Origin of the sequence: Pseudomonas sp. MF5691 (assembly GCF_016405645.1) — a bacterium.
Taxonomy (GTDB): Bacteria; Pseudomonadota; Gammaproteobacteria; order Pseudomonadales; family Pseudomonadaceae; genus Aquipseudomonas; species Aquipseudomonas shahriarae.
Map to the genome: position 1 here is coordinate 219,126 of NZ_JAEKDC010000003.1, position 17,349 is coordinate 236,474.

Consider the following 17,349-nt stretch of genomic DNA (forward strand, 5'->3'; position numbering starts at 1 on the left):
TTTTTGTCGGAGTGAACCTGTGGCGGACGGACGCACTGGAACCAGTGCTGTGCTTGGCGCACGAGGGCTGTTCGATTGTCGAACAACATCCCGGACGAAGCACAAGAGGACTCGCCGGGTGACGAGAAATCTTGTTCCCTACGCAGGCGCTAACCTGATCAGGTTCAACGGGATCCGGTATTTACCGATCTCAGCCTCATAGCAAGGCACCCCGACAAGAACGAGGCCAGTCTAGACCATGGAGCAGGCAAATTGCCAATAGCGGTGCATTCAGCGTGATGAATGGCGCAATTACAGGATTGTTGTGCCGGGGTACGGCCACTACACTCGGCTCCTGCCTCAGCGGCTTGACGCTATGGATTGCTCGTCGTAGCCTTGAACGCTAAATTATTGTCGTAATATTTATCTAGGGATCGCCTCATGCTGCGCAAACTTTCACTGGCTCTTGCCGTGTCTTGTGCGACCAATGGAATGGTCTGGGCAGCAGAAGCGCCCTTGTCGACCAAAACCGACCTGGTCAGCGTCTACCAGGAAGCGGTGGACAACAACGCCGACCTGGCCGCCGCCCGCGCCCAATATGGCGCGCAAAAAGAAGTGGTGCCCCAGGCCCGTGCCGGCTTGCTGCCCAACCTTTCGGCCGGCGCCGACGTGAACAACGTACGCACCCAGATCGACACCCCGTCAGCCACCGCCAATCGCGATGCCCACACCTGGCGTGCGACCCTGAGCCAGCCACTGTTCCGTGCCGACCGCTGGTTCCAGTTGCAGGCGGCCGAAGCGGTCAATGAACAGGCCGCACTGCAGCTGTCGGCCACCGAGCAGGAACTGATCCTGCAAAGCGCGGAAAACTACTTTGCGGTGCTGCGCGCCCAGGACAACCTGGCCTCGACCAAGGCCGAAGAAGCCGCTTTCAAGCGCCAGCTGGACCAGTCCAACGAGCGTTTCGACGTGGGCCTGTCGGACAAGACCGACGTGCTGCAATCCCAGGCCAGCTACGACACCGCGCGGGCCAACCGGATCCTCGCCCAGCGCCAGGTGGATGACGCGTTTGAAGCGCTGATCACTCTGACCAACCGCCAGTACAACGCGATCCAGGGCATTGTCCACACCCTGCCCGTTTTGCCGCCAGCGCCGAATGACGCCAAGGCCTGGGTCGACACCGCCGGACGGCAGAACCTGAACCTGCTGGCCAGCAACTATGCGGTCACCGCTGCCGAAGAAACCCTCAAGCAACGCAAGGCCGGCCACGCGCCGACCCTGGACGCGGTGGCGCAATACGAAAAAGGCGACAACGACGCCCTCGGTTTCAGCAACCCCAACGCGTTCGGCCAGCCCTATCGTGGTGATGTCGAGCAACGCACCATCGGCCTGCGCCTGAATATCCCGCTGTACAGCGGCGGCCTCACCAGCTCCCAGGTACGTGAATCCTATTCGCGCCTGGGCCAGACCGAACAGCAACGCGAAGGCCTGCGCCGCCAGGTGGTGGAAAACACCCGCAACCTGCACCGCGCGGTGAACACCGATGTGGAACAGGTACAGGCACGCCGCCAGTCGATCATCTCCAACCAGAGCGCAGTGGAAGCCACGGAAATCGGTTACCAGGTGGGCACACGCAATATCGTCGACGTGCTCGACGCCCAGCGCCAGCTGTACACCTCGGTGCGCAACTACAACAACAGCCGTTATGACTACATCCTCGACAACCTGCGCTTGAAGCAGGCGGCAGGGACGTTGAACCCAGGGGATCTGCAGGATCTGGCGCGGTACCTGAAGGCTGACTACAACCCGGACAAGGATTTCCTGCCGCCGGATCTGGCCAAGGCCGCGTCCGAACAACTGAAGGCCCGCCCCAACAATTGAGCCACACCACAACAGCCGTGTGAGAGTTGGCTGGTGTGGGAGCCGGGCTTGCCCGCGATACAGGCACCTCGGTTTATCTACACGTCTCTTTAGTGATTCTTAGGTTTGTGTACATATCCGTTGCTGCGGTCATGGCCACTTAGGGTTCCGCCCTTACGGCGGCTCACTTTGGGGCTTTCCAAAGTGAGCCGCCGTAAGGGCGGAACCAATAGCCGCCGTAACCGCAGCAACGGATATGTACACAACCCCAATAAGCACTAGATAAAAGAGTTATGTAGATACCTATGGCTATCGCAAGCAAGCCAGCTCCCACATTTTTGACCGAGCGGGGGTCAGGGTTTGATTAGTCTGTCCAAGCCATCGAGCAAACGCTTCAACGCGCCCTGATTAGCCTGCATCACCTTAAGCCCCGCCAGCGCCCGCTTGCGCGCATCCTGCGGTAGCTCGAACAGCTGCCGCACCACCTCGGCCAACCCCTCGGCATCATCCACTTCCTGCAACGCTCCGGCCTCGCGCATCATCGCGGCGATTTCGAGGAAGTTGAACAGGTGCGGGCCACTGATCACCGGTTTGGCCAGCGCCGCCGGCTCCAGCAGGTTGTGCCCGCCATTGGGCACCAGGCTGCCGCCGACAAAGGCGCTATCGGCCAAGGCGTAGAGAAACAGCAACTCGCCCATGGTGTCGCCAAGCAATACCGAGGTGTCGGCACCGACCGGCGCGCCGCTGGAGCGCTGCACCGTAGCAAAACCCTGCTGTTGGCAAAGCTCCAGCACTGCGTTGAACCGCTCCGGGTGACGGGGCACCAGGATCAGCAGCGCATTGGGGTAACTGGCGAGCAGTTGCCGATGGGCAGCCAGCACCACTTCATCTTCGCCCTCGTGGGTACTGGCGGCGATCCATACCGGGCGCTCGCTGGCCTGCCATTGCTCGCGCAACGCAGCGGCGCGCGCCAGCAGTTCGGGGTCGATGGTCAGGTCAAACTTGATCGAGCCGGTGACTTCGACTGTTTCCGGGCGCGCGCCCAGGCTGCGGAAGCGCTCGGCCTCGGTGGCGGTCTGCACGGCAAACAGGCTCATTTCTGCCAGCATTGGCGCAGTCAGCTTGGCGAAACGCCCGTAACCCTTGGCCGAACGTGCCGACAGCCGCGCATTGGCCAAGGCCACGGGAATCCCGCGCTTGGCACATTGGTGAATATGGTTGGGCCACAATTCGGTTTCCATGATGACCGCAAGCCTGGGCTGCACCCGGTCCAGAAAACGCTTGGCGGCACACGGTAAATCGTAAGGCAGGTAGCAATGCTGGATGCGCGGTTCATCGGCGAACAGCGCCTGGATCCGCTCGGAACCGGTGGGCGTCATGCAGGTGACGGTGATCGGCAACTGTGGATGCCGCTCCAGCAAACCGCGGATCATCGGCGCGGCGGCGATGCTCTCGCCCACCGACACCGCGTGCACCCAGATCCCGCCGGGCTTGAGTACCGGCAAGCCGTAGGAAAAGCGCTCGCTGACGCGCTTGGCGTAGGCCGGCGCCTTGCGGGCCCGCAGCCATAGACGTAAGGCCACCAACGGCAGCGCCAGGTAAAACAGACAGCTATAGAGAGTTCTATTCATGGCGGCGGAGTTTATCGGCTTTTTCAGCCGATCGCCTGCAAACACGCGGTAAAACGTTCGGCCAGAAAGCGCGCCGCCGGGCCAAGGGGCTCATCGCGCCGCCACACCAATTCCACCACCAGGGCCGGCGGCGTCCACTCGCTGTCCAACTCGACCATCTGCCCCTGATACGTCGGGTACTGCACCACATGCCGGGGCAACCAGGCCCAGCCCAGGCCGCGCACCAACCATTCGGCCAGCACGTAGAAACTGTCGGCGCGCCATACCTGGGGGCTGGCCGCCTCGCTGCCGGGGTAGACGCTGGTCTGGGTCGACATCAGCAATTGGCGAAACTGCGCCAGACGCTGGCAATCGACAAACCCACCCCTGGCCAGCGGGTGCCCGACGCCACACACCGTGACCATTTCCACACTGCCGACCACCCGCCGTTCAAGGGCCTCAGGGATCTGATCGTGGTAGAACAGCAACCCCAGGTCGGCCTTGCGCTCCACCAACTTGCGAGCGACATCGCCCTGGGCCGTGCTGGACAATTGCACCTCCAGACTGGGAAATTTCCCGGCCAGCGCGTCAAGGCTGTCGAGTACCGGCTGATACAGCATGGCTTCGTCCTGGGCCAGGCGCAGCCGCGCTTCTTCGCCGCGCATCAGGGACAGGGCGCGGCCGTTGAGGCGCTCACACTGGCGCAGCACTTCCCGGGCTTCCTCCAGCAATACCGTGCCGGCCTCGGTCAGGCGTGGCTGGCGACCGCTGCTGCGATCAAACAGGCTCACGCCCAGGTCGGCCTCGAGCAGAGCAATGCCATTGCTCACCGCCGATTGCGCCTTGCGCTGGTCCCGTGCCACCGCCGAGAACGAGCGCTGCTCGGCGACGCTGACAAACAGGCGCATCTGCTCCAGATTCCACTGCACGCTCATTGGCTCAACCCATCTTGAATTCGGATAGGTAATGACTTTACCCCATCTGCGGATTCTCTAGAATGCCGGCCTTATTACACGCCCCAATTCCGAGGAACACCCCATGAACGCCGCCTACTACTACCTGGCCATTGCCATCTGCTCGGAAGTGATCGCCACCGTTTCCATGAAAGCGATCAAGGGCTGGAGCACGCCAATCCCCCTGCTGCTGGTGATCGTCGGCTATGGCGTCGCATTCTGGATGCTGACCCTGGTGGTGCGCACCGTGCCCGTGGGCGTGGCCTACGCAGTGTGGGCGGGGCTGGGGATCGTCATGGTCAGCATCGCGGCGCTGTTTATCTACGGGCAAAAACTCGATCTGCCGGCGATGCTGGGGATGGGCATGATTGTGCTGGGGGTGGTGGTGATTCAGTTGTTTTCGAAAACCGCGGGCCACTGACCTTCTACAGTTGTTGATCCTGGGCAAAGATCCCGCTGTCGAGTCTGTATACTTGGCCTCTTGTTCCGAACACTGAGGTCGCCCCATGCCATCCGTTATTTCCACCGACGTCCTGATTGTCGGCGCCGGGGTTGCCGGCCTCTGGCTCAATGCGCGCCTGCGCAGCCAGGGGTTCTCCACGATTGTGGTGGAGAACGCGACCTTGGGTGGCGGGCAGAGCGTGAAGTCCCAGGGGATCATTCACGGCGGTGCGAAGTACGCCCTGCATGGCGCCCTGACCGGCGCCTCCGAAGCCATTGCCGATATGCCGCGACGCTGGCGGGAAGCGCTGGCGGGCAGTGGCGAGCTGGACCTGACGGGCGTGCGCCTGTTGTCCCAGGCTCATTACCTGTGGTCGCCGGGCACCCTGGCCGGCAACCTCACCAGCTTCTTCGCCAGCAAGGCGGTGCGTGGCCGCGTCGATCAGGTCAAGGGTGACGATTTGCCGCCGGCCCTGCAAGACCGCCGCTTCAAGGGCAAGGTCTATCGCCTGGCCGAACTGGTGGTGGACGTGCCGAGCCTGATCGAGCGCCTGGCACAACTGGCCGGCGACGGCCTGCTCGCCGGGCAACAGATCGAACCGCTGCTGGAAGATGACATCCTCGTCGGCCTGAAAGTCGACGGCCGGGCGATCCGCGCCCAGCGCATCGTGCTGAGTGCCGGCGGCGGCACCGCCGAGCTGCTGACGGCCCTGGGCCTGAGCCAGCCGGCCATGCAAAAACGCCCGCTGCATATGATCATCGCCAAGGGCCCCGGCCTCAAACCTCTGTACGCGCACTGCCTGGGTGGCGGCACCAAGCCTCGGATCACCATCACCACGCACCCGGCCGCCGATGGCCGTTGGGTGTGGTACATGGGCGGTGATATTGCCGAGACCGAAGGCGTGCACCGCACGCCCGCCGAGCAGATCGCCACGGCGCAAAAGGAACTGGCGCACCTGCTGCCATGGATCGACATGAGCCAGACCCAATGGGCGACCCTGCGAGTAGACCGCGCCGAACCCCTGCAAACGGGCCTGACCCGGCCGGACAACGCGTTCCTCGCCGAACAGGGCCGCTTGCTGGTGGGTTGGCCGACCAAGCTGGCCCTGGCGCCGGACTTCGCCGACCGGGTGCTCAGCGCCCTGCAACGTGACGGCATCCAGCCAACGCCAAGCACACCGCTGCCCGAACTGCCGCGCCCGGCCATCGCCCAACCTGCCTGGGAGCAATTGTTGCCATGAGCCTACCGACCCTGCATGACCTCCATCGCCCCCTGGGCAGCACCGGCCTGCTGGTGTCGCCACTGGGCCTGGGCACCGTGAAGCTGGGGCGCGACCAGGGGGTGAAGTACCCCAATGGTTTCCAGATCCCCAATGATGAAGAAGCGCGCATGTTGCTGCGCCAGGCCCGCGAGCTGGGGATCAACCTGATCGACACCGCCCCCGCCTACGGCCATAGCGAAGAGCGCCTGGGGCCGTTGCTGCGAGGCCAGCGCCAGGACTGGGTGATCGTCAGCAAGGTCGGCGAAGAGTTTGCCGACGGTGTGTCCCATCACGATTTCAGTGCCGCCCACACCCGGTTGTCCGTGGAGCGCAGCTTGAAACGCCTGGAAACGGATTTTATCGACCTGGTGCTGGTGCATTCCGACGGTAATGACTTGCATATCCTCAACAACTGCGAGGTGTACCAGACTCTGGCGGAGCTTAAGCGCGAGGGCAAGATTCGCGGTTTCGGCTTCTCCGGCAAAACCGTCGAAGGCGGGGTGAAGGCTCTGGAACAAGGCGATTGCGCCATGGTCACCTACAATCTGAGCGAGCAAAACGAAAAAGCCGTGATTGATTACGCTGCCGCCCATGGCAAAGGCATCCTGGTGAAAAAGGCCCTGGCCAGTGGCCATGCCTGCCTTGAACCGGGAGTGGATCCAATTCACGCCAGTTTCACCTTGTTGTTTGCGCAAACGGGCGTGGCCAGTGCTATTGTCGGGACCATCAACCCGCTGCACCTTGCCCATAATGTGGCAACCGCTGCCAAGATCATTCGCCAATCCTGATGCCGCCGACGCGGCCGACCCCGACGCAAGAAGGAGCCGACATGCCGCGAACGCTCATAAGAAAAAACCCCAGTAATTTCAAAACACTGCCGCTGTACGTCGAAGCCACCCCCGAAGGCCTGAGCTACCAGAGCGTGGGCATGCCGCTCAACTTTGCCCAGACCCTGCAGCGGCGCAAGCCAGTGGACGTAGCAGACGCCGAACGCTTTGCCCTGGAACTGGCCAACCTCGGGGTGTCGGTGCGCCTGACGCTGCACTGGCAAAACCGCGATTACTGGGTGTTGGTGCGCCAGCGCCGGCAGGACCGTGGCGATGTGGTGCTCAAGCTGATTTCCGGCTACGTGCCAGCCCATGAACTGAACCTGCCGCTGCACACCGCTATTCAGGAAATCGCCGAGGAATGCCTGCTGGAAACCCCGGAGGGCTGGCTCGGCGGACGTTTCAATGACACTTGGCTGCCGGCGCCCTACTCCAGCGCCCTGCACTACCGCGAGGCATTGCCGTTTCGCCTGTCGCCGCTGTCCGGCGCTGCCCGCCCGGTGCGCTGCGCCAGCATGCAGTTGATCGAACGCCCGCGGGCCTATGTGCACCTGCCCACGGCCTCACTGCAATTGATCTATGACCTGCGCCTGGAAGTGCCCAAGGAAGCCAAGTCCCTGAGCCTGTTCCATGTGGACGAACGCCTGGAGGGCGACCAACTGGTGGCCCGCCTGGACCGCCAGCGCCCGGATTTGTACCTGATGCCCCTGAAGGACGGCCAGCCGTGCGCCGAGCTGTATACCCTGAAGAAGGATCAACTGATCCCGGCGAGCACCCGTGGGTTGTACCTGGCGGAGAGTTTTGCCCAGCAGGAGGGCTGGTTGGTGCGTGATGAGCGGATCCGCTGGAAGGACTGGCTCAGGCAACAGGGCCTGAGCGCGCCGGAGAAGGAATCGAAGTTGAAGCAATTGACCGGGCGGGCCAGGCAGATCTTGCGCAAGATGGTGCCGAAGAAGGCGGGTCGCTGAAGCAGCCCCGCCTGTGGCGAGCGGTACCTACTGGTTGAGTAGTCGCTCCAGACCAACCTTCAGCGGCGTCGGCTCAGGCAATGTGAAGCTTGCCGCCAAGCGCTGGTTGTTGGCTCTGGAGTGCCGGATATCCCCCGAGCGCGGCGCTGTGTAGCTGACAGCCGGCAACGAGCCGATGATTTCCGACAGCGCCTGCAGCAACTGCTTGAGGGTGGTGGTGTGGTTCCAGCCGACATTGATCGCGCCCAGGGGGGCATCCGCCATTTCCACGGCTTGCACCAGTACCGCTACCAGATCCCCTACGTACATGAAGTCACGGGTTTGCTCACCGTCGCCGAATACGGCAATCGGCAGGCCTTTTTGCGCGCGCTCGCTGAAGATGCTGATCACCCCGGAATACGGCGATGACGGATCCTGGCGCGGGCCAAAAATATTGAAGAAGCGGAAAATCACCGGCTCCAGGCCATGCTGGCGGCGATAGAAGTCAAAGTAGTGCTCGCTGGCCAGCTTGTCCGAGGCATATGGCGTCAACGGCGCCTTGGCGGTTTGCTCGTCGATCGAGTCGCCCTCGCCGTTATTGCCATACACCGCCGCACTGGAGGCAAACACCACGCGCTTGACCCCAGCCTGGCGCATGGCCTCGCAGACATTCAGGCTGCCCACGAAGTTGCTCTGGTGCGTACTGACCGGGTCATCCACCGACGCCTGCACCGAAGCAACCGCCGCCAGATGCACCACCGCCGTCGCCCCCACCGCTGCGCGGGCGACCAGTGCGGCATCGGCCACATCGCCTTCGAGCAGTTGCAGGCGCGGGTTATCCAATGGCAGGTTACTGCGCTTGCCGGTGGACAGGTTATCCAGCACACGCACCGCATAGCCCTTGGCTAGCAGTGCATCGACCAGATTGGAGCCGATAAAACCAGCGCCGCCGGTAATCAGTACGAGAGCATCAGACATAGCGGTAAACCTATTGGGCGGCATCGTTGGTTTGACGAATTTTATCGACAATCGCGGTGGTCGAGCTGTTCTCCACCAACCCCAGGACTTTGACCTTGCCGCCATAGGCATTGACGATATCGGCGCCGACCACCTGGTCGACCGAGTAATCCCCGCCCTTGACCAATACATCTGGCTTGACCTGGGCCAGCAGGTTTTCCGGGGTGCCCTCGGAGAAGCTGATCACCCAGTCCACCGCGCCTAACCCAGCCAGCACCGCCATGCGCCGATCCACGCTGTTGATGGGCCGGCCAGGGCCTTTGAGGCGGCTGACCGAAGCATCGTCGTTGATCGCCACGATCAGGCGATCACCCTGGGCACGAGCCTGCTCCAGGTAAGTCACATGGCCGGCATGCAGGATGTCGAAACAACCATTGGTGAAGACAATGCTTTCGTTATGGGCGCGGGCATCGTCAATCGCCAGCAGCAACTGCTCAAGGCTCAACACGCCACGCTCCGAACCTTCCTCACGCTGGATCGCGCGACGCAGTTCCGGGGCGCTGATGGACGCCGTACCCAGTTTGCCGACCACGATGCTCGCCGCCAGGTTGGCCAGGGCCACCGCGTGGGGCAACTCCTCGCCGGCGGCGATCGCCGCCGCCAGGGTGGAAATAACGGTGTCGCCGGCGCCGGTGACGTCGAACACTTCCCGCGCTCGCGCAGGCAGGTGCATGGCCGGGTGACCGGGGCGCAACAGGGTCATGCCGTGTTCGCCACGGGTCACCAGCAACGCGCCGAGGTCGAGATCGGCCATCAGGCTTGCGCCTTTGCTCACCAAATCGTGCTCATCGACGCAGCCGCCGACGATGGTTTCAAATTCGCTGAGATTCGGCGTGATCAGGCTGGCGCCCCGGTAGACCGAGAAGTCCTTGCCCTTGGGGTCGGCCAGCACCGGGATACCCCGGGCCTTGGCGGCCTGGATCAGCACCTGGTGGTTTTTCAGTGCGCCTTTGCCGTAGTCCGACAGCACCAGCACCTTGATGCCTTCAAGCAACGCGTCGACCTGGTCACTGAGGGCCAGGGCGTCGGTGGCAAAGGGTTCTTCAAAGTCGATACGCAGCAATTGCTGGTGACGGCTCATGACCCGCAGCTTGACGATGGTCGGCTGGTGGGCAATGCGCTGGAACAGCGCACGCACGCCAGCGCCGCGCAGGCTGTTGGTCAGGCTGTCGGCGGCTTCGTCGTCGCCGGTCACGCCGACCAGGGAGGCCGGGGCGCCGAGCGCGGCGATGTTAAGGGCAACGTTGGCGGCGCCCCCTGGACGGTCTTCGATTTGCTCGACCTTGACTACCGGTACCGGTGCCTCAGGGGAAATCCGTGAGGTACCGCCATGCCAGTAACGGTCGAGCATGACATCGCCGACCACCAAGACAGGGGCTTGATCGAATCGCGGCATGGACAACTTCATGGAGCAACCCACATACAAAATGAACAGGGGCGCGATATTAGCACAGGGAAAAGCATCGACCGATTCAATCCTGGCGGTCAATGCCAGCCTGGCTGCAATGGCGCCTCAATAGGCATCTGTCACGTGGGAGGGCGCCACCGGGTCACCTTCTTCGAACTCCTTGGCGTGCAACCGCGCGTAGTAGCCATTCTTCGCCAGCAACTCGACGTGGGTGCCGCGCTCGACAATCTGGCCGTCATCCATCACCAGGATCAGGTCGGCTTTCTCGATGGTGCTCAGGCGGTGGGCAATCACCAGGGTCGTGCGGTTCTTCACCACATGGTCCAGGGCAGCCTGGATATGGCGCTCGGACTCGGTATCCAGGGCCGAGGTGGCCTCGTCGAGAATCAACAGCGGCGCATCCTTGAGCAGGGCCCGGGCAATCGCGATGCGTTGGCGCTGGCCACCGGACAGCAACACGCCGTTCTCGCCCACCAGGGTTTCATAGCCCTGGGGCATCTTCACGATGAACTCATCGGCATAGGCTTCGCGAGCGGCATGATGCACCGCGTCGGTGGGCGCGCCGGCCAGGTCGCCATAGGCGATGTTGTTGGTCACGGTGTCGTTGAACAAGGTGACCTGCTGGGTCACCAGGGCGATTTGCCGGCGCAGGTTACGCAGGGTGAAATCCTGCACGCGTACGCCATCGAGCAGAATCTGCCCCTGTTCGTGCTGATAGAAGCGTGGGATCAAGCCCGCCAGGGTGGATTTGCCGCTGCCCGAACGCCCTACCAGTGCGACCATTTGCCCAGGCTCGACGATAAAGCTGATGTCGTTGAGCACCTTCTTGTCGCTATCCGGGTATTGGAAGCTGAGGTTGCGCACTTCAATGCGCCCCGCCAGACGCTCATGTTCAATCACGCCCTGGTCAACTTCTACCGGCTCATCCAACTGCTCGAAAATACTTTCGGCGCCCGCCACACCCTTCTGGATGGTCGAGCTGACTTCGGAAAGCTGGCGAATCGGCTTGGGCAACAAGCCAGCCATGGTGATGTAGGCCACCAGATCACCCGGCGAGGCATCGCCACGCAAATACAGGACCAGGAACATGACCACGGCCATCGCACTGTAGGTCACCAACTGCAGCATCGGCGTGTACACCGCGCCGGTCTTGGTCATCGCCAGCTGCTTCTCGGTGTTGCTCAGGCTCGCCTGCTTGAAGCGCACCTTTTCATACTGCTCACCGCCAAAGCTGCGGACCACGCGGTAGCCGTGGATCGTCTCGGATGCCACATGGGTCACGTCGCCCATGGACACCTGGATTTTCTTGCTTTGCTTGCGGAATTTACGACTGGTGCTGTTCACCATCATGCCGATCACCGGCAGGATCGCCAGCATCACCAGGGTCAGTTTCCAGTTCATCCACACCAGGGTGCAGAACAGGAAAATCACGGTCATGCCTTCACGGATAACCACCTTGATCGCATCGGTGGCAGCACCGGTGACCATGGTCACGTTAAAGGTAATGCGCGAGATCAGATGGCCGGAGTTGTTCTTGTCAAAGAAGCGGTTGGGCAACTCCAACAGCTTGTTGAACAGCACTACACGCAGGTCGTGGACCAACCCCAGGGAAACCCGGGCCAGGAAGAAGTTGCCGAGGAACGAACCTACGCCCTGCCAGGCCGCGATCAGCACGATCATCAGCGGCACGGTTTCCAGCAACTGCAACTTGCCCAGATAGGGGTTGCCGGGGAACAGACTGGCCTCGGGGTTCGCCAAGCCATCGACAAAATACTTGAGGATATAAGCGAGCATCGGCTGGGTCGATGCGAAGATCAGGAACCCGACGATACTCAGGATGAACAGACCCACATAAGGCCGTACGTAAGTCAGGAGGCGAAAGTAAATCGCCAGCGTCGACTGGGTTTTCGGTTCAGGACTGCTCATGGGAATCCGCGCAAATCAGTAAGGCGCGGATCATATCACAGGCCTCTTCAGCCCAAAAAACATGAGCAGGGGCCAGCCTTGCACCAAGTCGGTTAAGATAACCGGCTATTGATGGGAGTCAGGCATGCAAGTAATCGATCACAACACCTATGAGGCACTGCGCGCCGGCGCGCAGGTGCTGGAAGCCGATGGTTCTGGCGACAAGGTGCTCCGGTTGACCGATGGTTGCATGCTCAAACTGTTCCGGCGCAAGCGCCTGCTCAGTTCGGCGCTGTTCTACCCGTATGCACAACGTTTCGCCAATAACACCCGCGCCCTGCAGCAACGGGATATCCCCTGCCCGCGCATCATTGCGGTGTATCGCATCCCCAGCATTGCGCGGGATGCGGTGTACTACAGCCCGCTGGCCGGGGAAACCATCCGCCAGTTACAGCTTGCCACAGCCGAGGCCGACGCCCTGCGTGTGCGTCTTGGCAGCTTCATTGCGCAATTGCATGAGAAGGGCGTGTACTTTCGCTCGCTGCACTTTGGCAACGTGGTCCTGACACCGGAAAACACCCTGGGGCTGATCGACATTGCCGACCTGAGTTGCCAGACCGCCCCCCTGAGCCAGAGCAAGCGCCTGCGTAACTTCAGCCACCTGCGACGCTACCCTGAGGACCGCCAGTGGCTGCTGGGCGATGATGCCGGGCAAGCCTTTTTCGATGGCTATCGCCAGGGCTTGCCGGCAGGCAGTCAACAGGCGCCGTTGATTGAGCGCCTGCGGCAACTACTGGACTGATCTTACTGGGTGATGACCAGTACCGTGGCGCCTCGACGATTGGCGAAGCGCTCGACGATGCGCAGGTTGCGCTCGGCCAGCCAACTGGTGAGCCAGGGCTCGTTGCCGCGGGCTTCGATCAGGAAGTAGCGGAATTTACCTGCGTGCGCCGGAGACATCGCAGCTTCACGGGTCAGTTTCTTGAGCAGATAACCCCGTCCAGCGTAATAGCCGATACGGCCATCATCGAAGTAAGCAGGCACATCCGGCTCGACATTCGCCGCCATCCAGCGCCCCGCCTCGACGTACTGGACCTTGCCCGGCCCGGTGGACACCACATTGGACAGCATCACCAATAGGCATATCGCCACCAGCGCCTTGCCCAGGCGCGGGAACTGCTGGGCAAACATCTGCAGCGCCATCGCCAACGCTGGCACCAACAGCAGGTTCAAGAAGCTCATGTAGCGCATGTTCATGAACTGCTGCTGGATAAAGAACAACAACAATACCAGCAGGTACAACACCGCCGCCCAGGCAAAAGGCCGGTATTCATGCCAGTAGCGCTTGATCGCCTGCCAATTGCGGCCCCGTAAAAACGGCACGGCAAACGGACCGCAAATATTCACAAAGCTGATGGCCATGGTCGCCAGGATGCCAAAGAAGATGATGCGCCCTGCTTCATCCCGGGAGTACTTGTTGATCAGCGAGTTGGCGAACTGCTCGCGCAGCAAATCGAATGACGCCAGGACACTGCTCGGGTTGATCATGTCCATATAGTAGGCAACGCGCGCCGACGAAAAACCACCCGTTGCCGTGACCAACACCATCCCCGCAACCACGCCGAGCAGCGGTAGCGCAATAAACTGCAGGAGTGCCAGGCGCCGCTCACGCACCCACAGGCCAGGCAACTGCCATAAGCCCAGCGCAGGCAACAGCAACAACGCTTCCAGCCGGAAGGCTGCCGCCGCGACAATTGCCAGGTGGATGGTTGCCGCACGCAGCCACCCCCCTCGAGCCTGCCAACGCATGGCCAGCCAGAGCGTCAGGGTGCAGAAAAACCAGAAGCCGAACTCACGCAGGATCTCACCGCGAAACTCGTTGAACGCCGGCATCGCCAGCACCACCAGGCAGGCCCAGGGCGCAACCTGCACCGAGCGCTGGCGAACGCAGTCAACCAGCAGGGCACAGGTCCCGGCGGCAAACAGCGAACACCATAAGTGGGCACTCAGTTCTATGGGCAGGGCTGTAACCGAATGGGTGCCGGCCAGGAGCAGCGAGAACCAGGGCCAGTTGAACAGGGCAAAGGCGGCTTTCGGGCCGTGGACGTAAGCGGTCTGGGCAATGGTCAGGTAGAAAGCCGCATCACGCCCGACCGTCGCTGCGCCCAATATGGCGATCAGGGATAGCAGCAGACTCCCGAAAAATGCCACTCGAACGGGATGTTCGACGACAACACTCAACACCCGGGCCCAAAATTTACTGCCTATTCCAACCACACCCCCCCCTTAAAACCTGGCGTCACATCGTGCGCACAAGATTTGGAAACATATATTCCAGAAAAACCACCACGCCACAAAAAACCAACGCCCGGTCATTGCAATCAACTCAGGCGCTTCATAGGTCATTCCAGGCGTAGCGTAACAGGCTATAAAACGCTTACTTGAACATCAGCTGAAGCGCCTTGCGTGTGTACGACCAGCGAGTCAGGGCACGCCAGTCTGTACGTACCGCCTGGCAGTAAAACTGCCTGGCAAGCGTGTATTCACCAGCACTGAAGCAATTGCGAAACAAAGACAGGCAGCGCTGCGCGAGAAACGCACGGCGCAAGCCTTGCAACTCTGCCGGCATACGCACTGGCGAAAACACCTCGTCAACCAGGCTCACACCCGCCGCCACACTGTGCTTGATGTCATGCCGCAAGCTGTCTGCATGTTTGTAGATCAAGGCCAGCGGCTGGTCGATAACCGTGCAGGGCACGCGCGCCAGGGCCTGGGCAAACACCGGGATATCCTCGGCGTTGCGCATGCGCTCCGGGTAGTTGCCTACCGCAAAAATCTCCCGGTGCATGGCGCAGGCGCCATTGGAGATGGCGATGGTCTTGTCCAGCAAATACCCGCGCACCCGCAGATAAGGCGTAGCAGGCAACGGCTTGACGGCATGCAGGCGGCGCTTGCCATCTTCAAATACCGACCAGTGGCCACCGATGATCAGGCGGCTATCCGGGTGAGCAGCAATATGCTGCGCAACCAGGGCCAGGGCGCCCGGGGCCATTTCATCATCGGCGTCCAGGAACATCAGGTACTGGCCCGCAGACTCCTCAATGCCACGATTGCGCACCGAGGCCAGGCCGCCATTGGGCTTGCGCAACACCTGGAAGCGTCCCGGATGCTTGGCCAGCAGAGCGTCCAGCACCTGCGGCGTGTCGTCGGTAGAGCCGTCATCAATCACCAACAACTGCGCATCGGCTTCGTCGAGTTGCGCCAGCACCGACTCAACCGCGCGCCCCAGGGTGCGCGCGTAGTTGTAGGCAGGGATGACGACGCCAATCAGTGCTTCAGTCAACGGCTTGCCCTTCCACACCATCTTTGACGACCAGGATGTCTTCCATGATCAGGTACTGCAGGTCGGAGCCGAAGAACATGTTCAATGCGTCGGTCGGCGAGCAGATCATTGCTTCGCCACGGCGGTTGAGCGAGGTGTTCAGGGACACACCGTTGCCGGTCAGCACTTCCAGCTCTTTCATCATGTCGTAGTAGCGCGGGTTGTACTCGCGCTTGAGCACCTGGGCGCGGGAGGTGCCATCTTCATGGACCACTTCCGGCACGCGGGTTTTCCACTCTTCGGCGACTTCAAAGGTGAAGGTCATGAACGGGGCCGGGTGATCGACCTTGATCATCTGCGGGGCCACGGTGTCGAGCATCGACGGGCAGAAGGGCCTCCAGCGCTCGCGGAACTTGATCTGGTGGTTGATCCGGTCAGCCACGCCCACGGCGCTCGGGCAACCGATGATCGAACGACCGCCCAAGGCGCGCGGACCGAACTCCATGCGTCCCTGGAACCAGGCTACCGGGTTGCCGTCGACCATGATCTGGGCGATGCGCTTGGGCATATCGTCGATCTGGCGCCACTTCGGCTTGCTCGGGTGCTTGGCACACGCGGCAATCACTTCTTCGTTGCTGTAGGACGGGCCGAGATAGACGTGCTCCATCTTCTCTACCGGTACCCCACGGGCATGGGACACATAGGCCGCCGCGCCCACGGCGGTGCCGGCATCGCCGGACGCCGGCTGCACGAACAGCTCCTTGACGTCATCGCGGGCAATGATCTTCTGGTTCAACTTGACGTTCAACGCGCAGCCGCCGGCGAAGGCCAGCTTGCCGGTTTCCTTGAGGATATCGCCCAGGTAATGGTCGATCATCTGCAACGACAGCTTCTCGAACAGAGCCTGCATGCTGGCCGCGTAGTGGATGTACGGCTCGTCGGCGATATCGCCTTCGCGCTTGGGGCCCAGCCACTCGATCAGTTTTGGCGAGAAGTAGAAGCCCTTGCCCTTCTCTTTATAGCGGCGCAGGCCGATGACGTTGGCATAGTCGGTGTTGATCACCAACTCGCCATTTTCAAAAGAGGCCAGGCGCGAGAAATCGTACTTGCTGGCATCGCCATAGGGTGCCATGCCCATGACCTTGAACTCGCCGTCGAGCATCTCGAAACCGAGGAACTCGGTGATCGCGCCGTACAGGCCGCCCAGGGAGTCCGGGTCGTAGAATTCTTTGATCTTGTGGATCTTGCCGTTCTCGCCATAACCGAAGAAGGTCGTGGCGTACTCGCCTTTACCGTCGATCCCGAGGATCGCGGTCTTCTCCTGGAAGCCCGAGCAGTGATAGGCGCTGGAGGCGTGGGCCAGGTGGTGTTCAACCGGTTCGATCTTGATCTTCTTCGGATCGAAGCCCAGTTGCTCCAGGCACCAGACAATCTTGTTGCGATAGCGCTTGTAGCGCCGGTTGCCCATCAGGATCGCGTCAAGGGCGCGGTCCGGGGCGTACCAGTAACGCTTGGCATAGTGCCAGCGAGCCTCGCCGAACAAGCTGATCGGGGCAAACGGGATCGCCACCACATCAACGTCGGAGGGTTTGATGCCAGCCTGTTCCAGGCAGAACTTCGCCGATTCGTAGGGCATGCGGTTCTTTGCATGTTTATCACGTACGAAGCGCTCTTCTTCGGCCGCCGCGATCAGCTTGCCGTCGATATACAGGGCTGCGGAAGGATCATGGCTAAGGGCGCCGGACAGGCCAAGAATCGTCAATGCCACTGGGGTCTAGCCTCTTTTAGTCTGCATGCAGGCGCTGGCGCCTGAAAAAT

14 protein-coding genes and 1 riboswitch are annotated in these 17,349 nt (G+C 61.6%); of the genes, 6 read left to right on the plus strand and 8 right to left on the minus strand.

Annotated features, from left to right (window positions below):
* Positions 1 to 118: 118 nt before the first annotated feature.
* A riboswitch (TPP riboswitch) is annotated at positions 119 to 224 on the minus strand.
* Between the two features lie 196 nt (positions 225 to 420).
* Positions 421 to 1,860 carry a TolC family outer membrane protein gene (locus JFT44_RS06345; protein ID WP_120731374.1) on the plus strand — a complete coding sequence of 480 codons (1,440 nt, stop codon included), beginning with the start codon at positions 421 to 423 and terminating at the stop codon, positions 1,858 to 1,860.
* A 332-nt stretch (positions 1,861 to 2,192) separates the two neighbouring features.
* On the opposite strand, the gene waaA is transcribed toward JFT44_RS06345, so the two are convergent.
* On the minus strand, positions 2,193 to 3,470 hold the full coding sequence (waaA, locus tag JFT44_RS06350; RefSeq protein ID WP_057958131.1) for a lipid IV(A) 3-deoxy-D-manno-octulosonic acid transferase: 1,278 nt from the start codon (positions 3,468 to 3,470) through the stop codon (positions 2,193 to 2,195).
* A 23-nt stretch (positions 3,471 to 3,493) separates the two neighbouring features.
* A complete protein-coding gene (locus JFT44_RS06355) occupies positions 3,494 to 4,384 on the minus strand; it encodes a LysR family transcriptional regulator (protein WP_198830447.1) in 891 nt (296 codons plus the stop codon).
* A 103-nt stretch (positions 4,385 to 4,487) separates the two neighbouring features.
* Between JFT44_RS06355 and JFT44_RS06360 the strand changes: the two genes are divergently transcribed.
* The 4 genes from JFT44_RS06360 (at position 4,488) to JFT44_RS06375 (ending at position 7,900) form a co-directional block, all read left to right on the plus strand.
* Positions 4,488 to 4,823: a multidrug efflux SMR transporter gene (locus JFT44_RS06360; RefSeq protein WP_057437331.1), complete on the plus strand. Its 336-nt coding sequence runs from the start codon at positions 4,488 to 4,490 to the stop codon at positions 4,821 to 4,823.
* A gap of 85 nt (positions 4,824 to 4,908) precedes the next feature.
* Positions 4,909 to 6,084, plus strand: coding sequence for an FAD-binding oxidoreductase (locus JFT44_RS06365; RefSeq protein ID WP_057958129.1), 1,176 nt, complete (start codon positions 4,909 to 4,911; stop codon positions 6,082 to 6,084).
* Complete coding sequence (locus JFT44_RS06370; RefSeq protein WP_057958128.1) at positions 6,081 to 6,893, plus strand: aldo/keto reductase; 813 nt, start codon at positions 6,081 to 6,083, stop codon at positions 6,891 to 6,893. The genes JFT44_RS06365 and JFT44_RS06370 overlap by 4 nt, the downstream gene beginning before the upstream one ends.
* A 41-nt stretch (positions 6,894 to 6,934) precedes the next feature.
* A complete protein-coding gene (locus JFT44_RS06375; RefSeq protein ID WP_057437325.1) occupies positions 6,935 to 7,900 on the plus strand; it encodes a hypothetical protein in 966 nt (321 codons plus the stop codon).
* 27 nt (positions 7,901 to 7,927) lie between these two features.
* Here the strand turns inward: JFT44_RS06375 and JFT44_RS06380 are convergent, their stop codons facing one another.
* The 3 genes from JFT44_RS06380 to msbA all read right to left on the minus strand — a co-directional run bounded on the left by JFT44_RS06380 (position 7,928) and on the right by msbA (position 12,230).
* Positions 7,928 to 8,857, minus strand: coding sequence for an NAD-dependent epimerase/dehydratase family protein (locus JFT44_RS06380; RefSeq protein ID WP_057958127.1), 930 nt, complete (start codon positions 8,855 to 8,857; stop codon positions 7,928 to 7,930).
* Between the two features lie 10 nt (positions 8,858 to 8,867).
* Positions 8,868 to 10,304 (minus strand): bifunctional D-glycero-beta-D-manno-heptose-7-phosphate kinase/D-glycero-beta-D-manno-heptose 1-phosphate adenylyltransferase HldE, encoded by a 1,437-nt coding sequence (gene hldE, locus JFT44_RS06385; protein WP_057958126.1) that lies wholly within the window; start codon positions 10,302 to 10,304, stop codon positions 8,868 to 8,870.
* 105 nt (positions 10,305 to 10,409) lie between these two features.
* On the minus strand, positions 10,410 to 12,230 hold the full coding sequence (gene msbA, locus JFT44_RS06390; RefSeq protein ID WP_120731370.1) for a lipid A export permease/ATP-binding protein MsbA: 1,821 nt from the start codon (positions 12,228 to 12,230) through the stop codon (positions 10,410 to 10,412).
* A gap of 124 nt (positions 12,231 to 12,354) precedes the next feature.
* Between msbA and JFT44_RS06395 the strand changes: the two genes are divergently transcribed.
* Positions 12,355 to 13,011 (plus strand): phosphotransferase, encoded by a 657-nt coding sequence (locus tag JFT44_RS06395; protein WP_186625801.1) that lies wholly within the window; start codon positions 12,355 to 12,357, stop codon positions 13,009 to 13,011.
* Between the two features lie 2 nt (positions 13,012 to 13,013).
* Here JFT44_RS06395 and JFT44_RS06400 read toward each other — a convergent pair whose 3' ends face one another.
* The 3 genes from JFT44_RS06400 to JFT44_RS06410 all read right to left on the minus strand — a co-directional run bounded on the left by JFT44_RS06400 (position 13,014) and on the right by JFT44_RS06410 (position 17,299).
* Positions 13,014 to 14,378: a hypothetical protein gene (locus JFT44_RS06400; RefSeq protein ID WP_233098297.1), complete on the minus strand. Its 1,365-nt coding sequence runs from the start codon at positions 14,376 to 14,378 to the stop codon at positions 13,014 to 13,016.
* 268 nt (positions 14,379 to 14,646) lie between these two features.
* Positions 14,647 to 15,552: a glycosyltransferase family A protein gene (locus tag JFT44_RS06405; RefSeq protein WP_233093217.1), complete on the minus strand. Its 906-nt coding sequence runs from the start codon at positions 15,550 to 15,552 to the stop codon at positions 14,647 to 14,649.
* Positions 15,545 to 17,299 (minus strand): carbamoyltransferase, encoded by a 1,755-nt coding sequence (locus tag JFT44_RS06410; protein ID WP_057437314.1) that lies wholly within the window; start codon positions 17,297 to 17,299, stop codon positions 15,545 to 15,547. The genes JFT44_RS06405 and JFT44_RS06410 overlap by 8 nt, the downstream gene beginning before the upstream one ends.
* Positions 17,300 to 17,349: the final 50 nt, after the last annotated feature.

Coding starts and splice junctions, on each gene's coding strand:
- hldE (WP_057958126.1), bottom strand. CDS start 10,304: ATGAAGTTGTCCATGCCGCGATTCGATCAAGCCCCTGTCTTGGTGGTC.
- JFT44_RS06355 (WP_198830447.1), bottom strand. CDS start 4,384: ATGAGCGTGCAGTGGAATCTGGAGCAGATGCGCCTGTTTGTCAGCGTC.
- waaA (WP_057958131.1), bottom strand. CDS start 3,470: ATGAATAGAACTCTCTATAGCTGTCTGTTTTACCTGGCGCTGCCGTTG.
- msbA (WP_120731370.1), bottom strand. CDS start 12,230: ATGAGCAGTCCTGAACCGAAAACCCAGTCGACGCTGGCGATTTACTTT.
- JFT44_RS06370 (WP_057958128.1), top strand. CDS start 6,081: ATGAGCCTACCGACCCTGCATGACCTCCATCGCCCCCTGGGCAGCACC.
- JFT44_RS06380 (WP_057958127.1), bottom strand. CDS start 8,857: ATGTCTGATGCTCTCGTACTGATTACCGGCGGCGCTGGTTTTATCGGC.
- JFT44_RS06395 (WP_186625801.1), top strand. CDS start 12,355: ATGCAAGTAATCGATCACAACACCTATGAGGCACTGCGCGCCGGCGCG.
- JFT44_RS06345 (WP_120731374.1), top strand. CDS start 421: ATGCTGCGCAAACTTTCACTGGCTCTTGCCGTGTCTTGTGCGACCAAT.
- JFT44_RS06375 (WP_057437325.1), top strand. CDS start 6,935: ATGCCGCGAACGCTCATAAGAAAAAACCCCAGTAATTTCAAAACACTG.
- JFT44_RS06365 (WP_057958129.1), top strand. CDS start 4,909: ATGCCATCCGTTATTTCCACCGACGTCCTGATTGTCGGCGCCGGGGTT.
- JFT44_RS06360 (WP_057437331.1), top strand. CDS start 4,488: ATGAACGCCGCCTACTACTACCTGGCCATTGCCATCTGCTCGGAAGTG.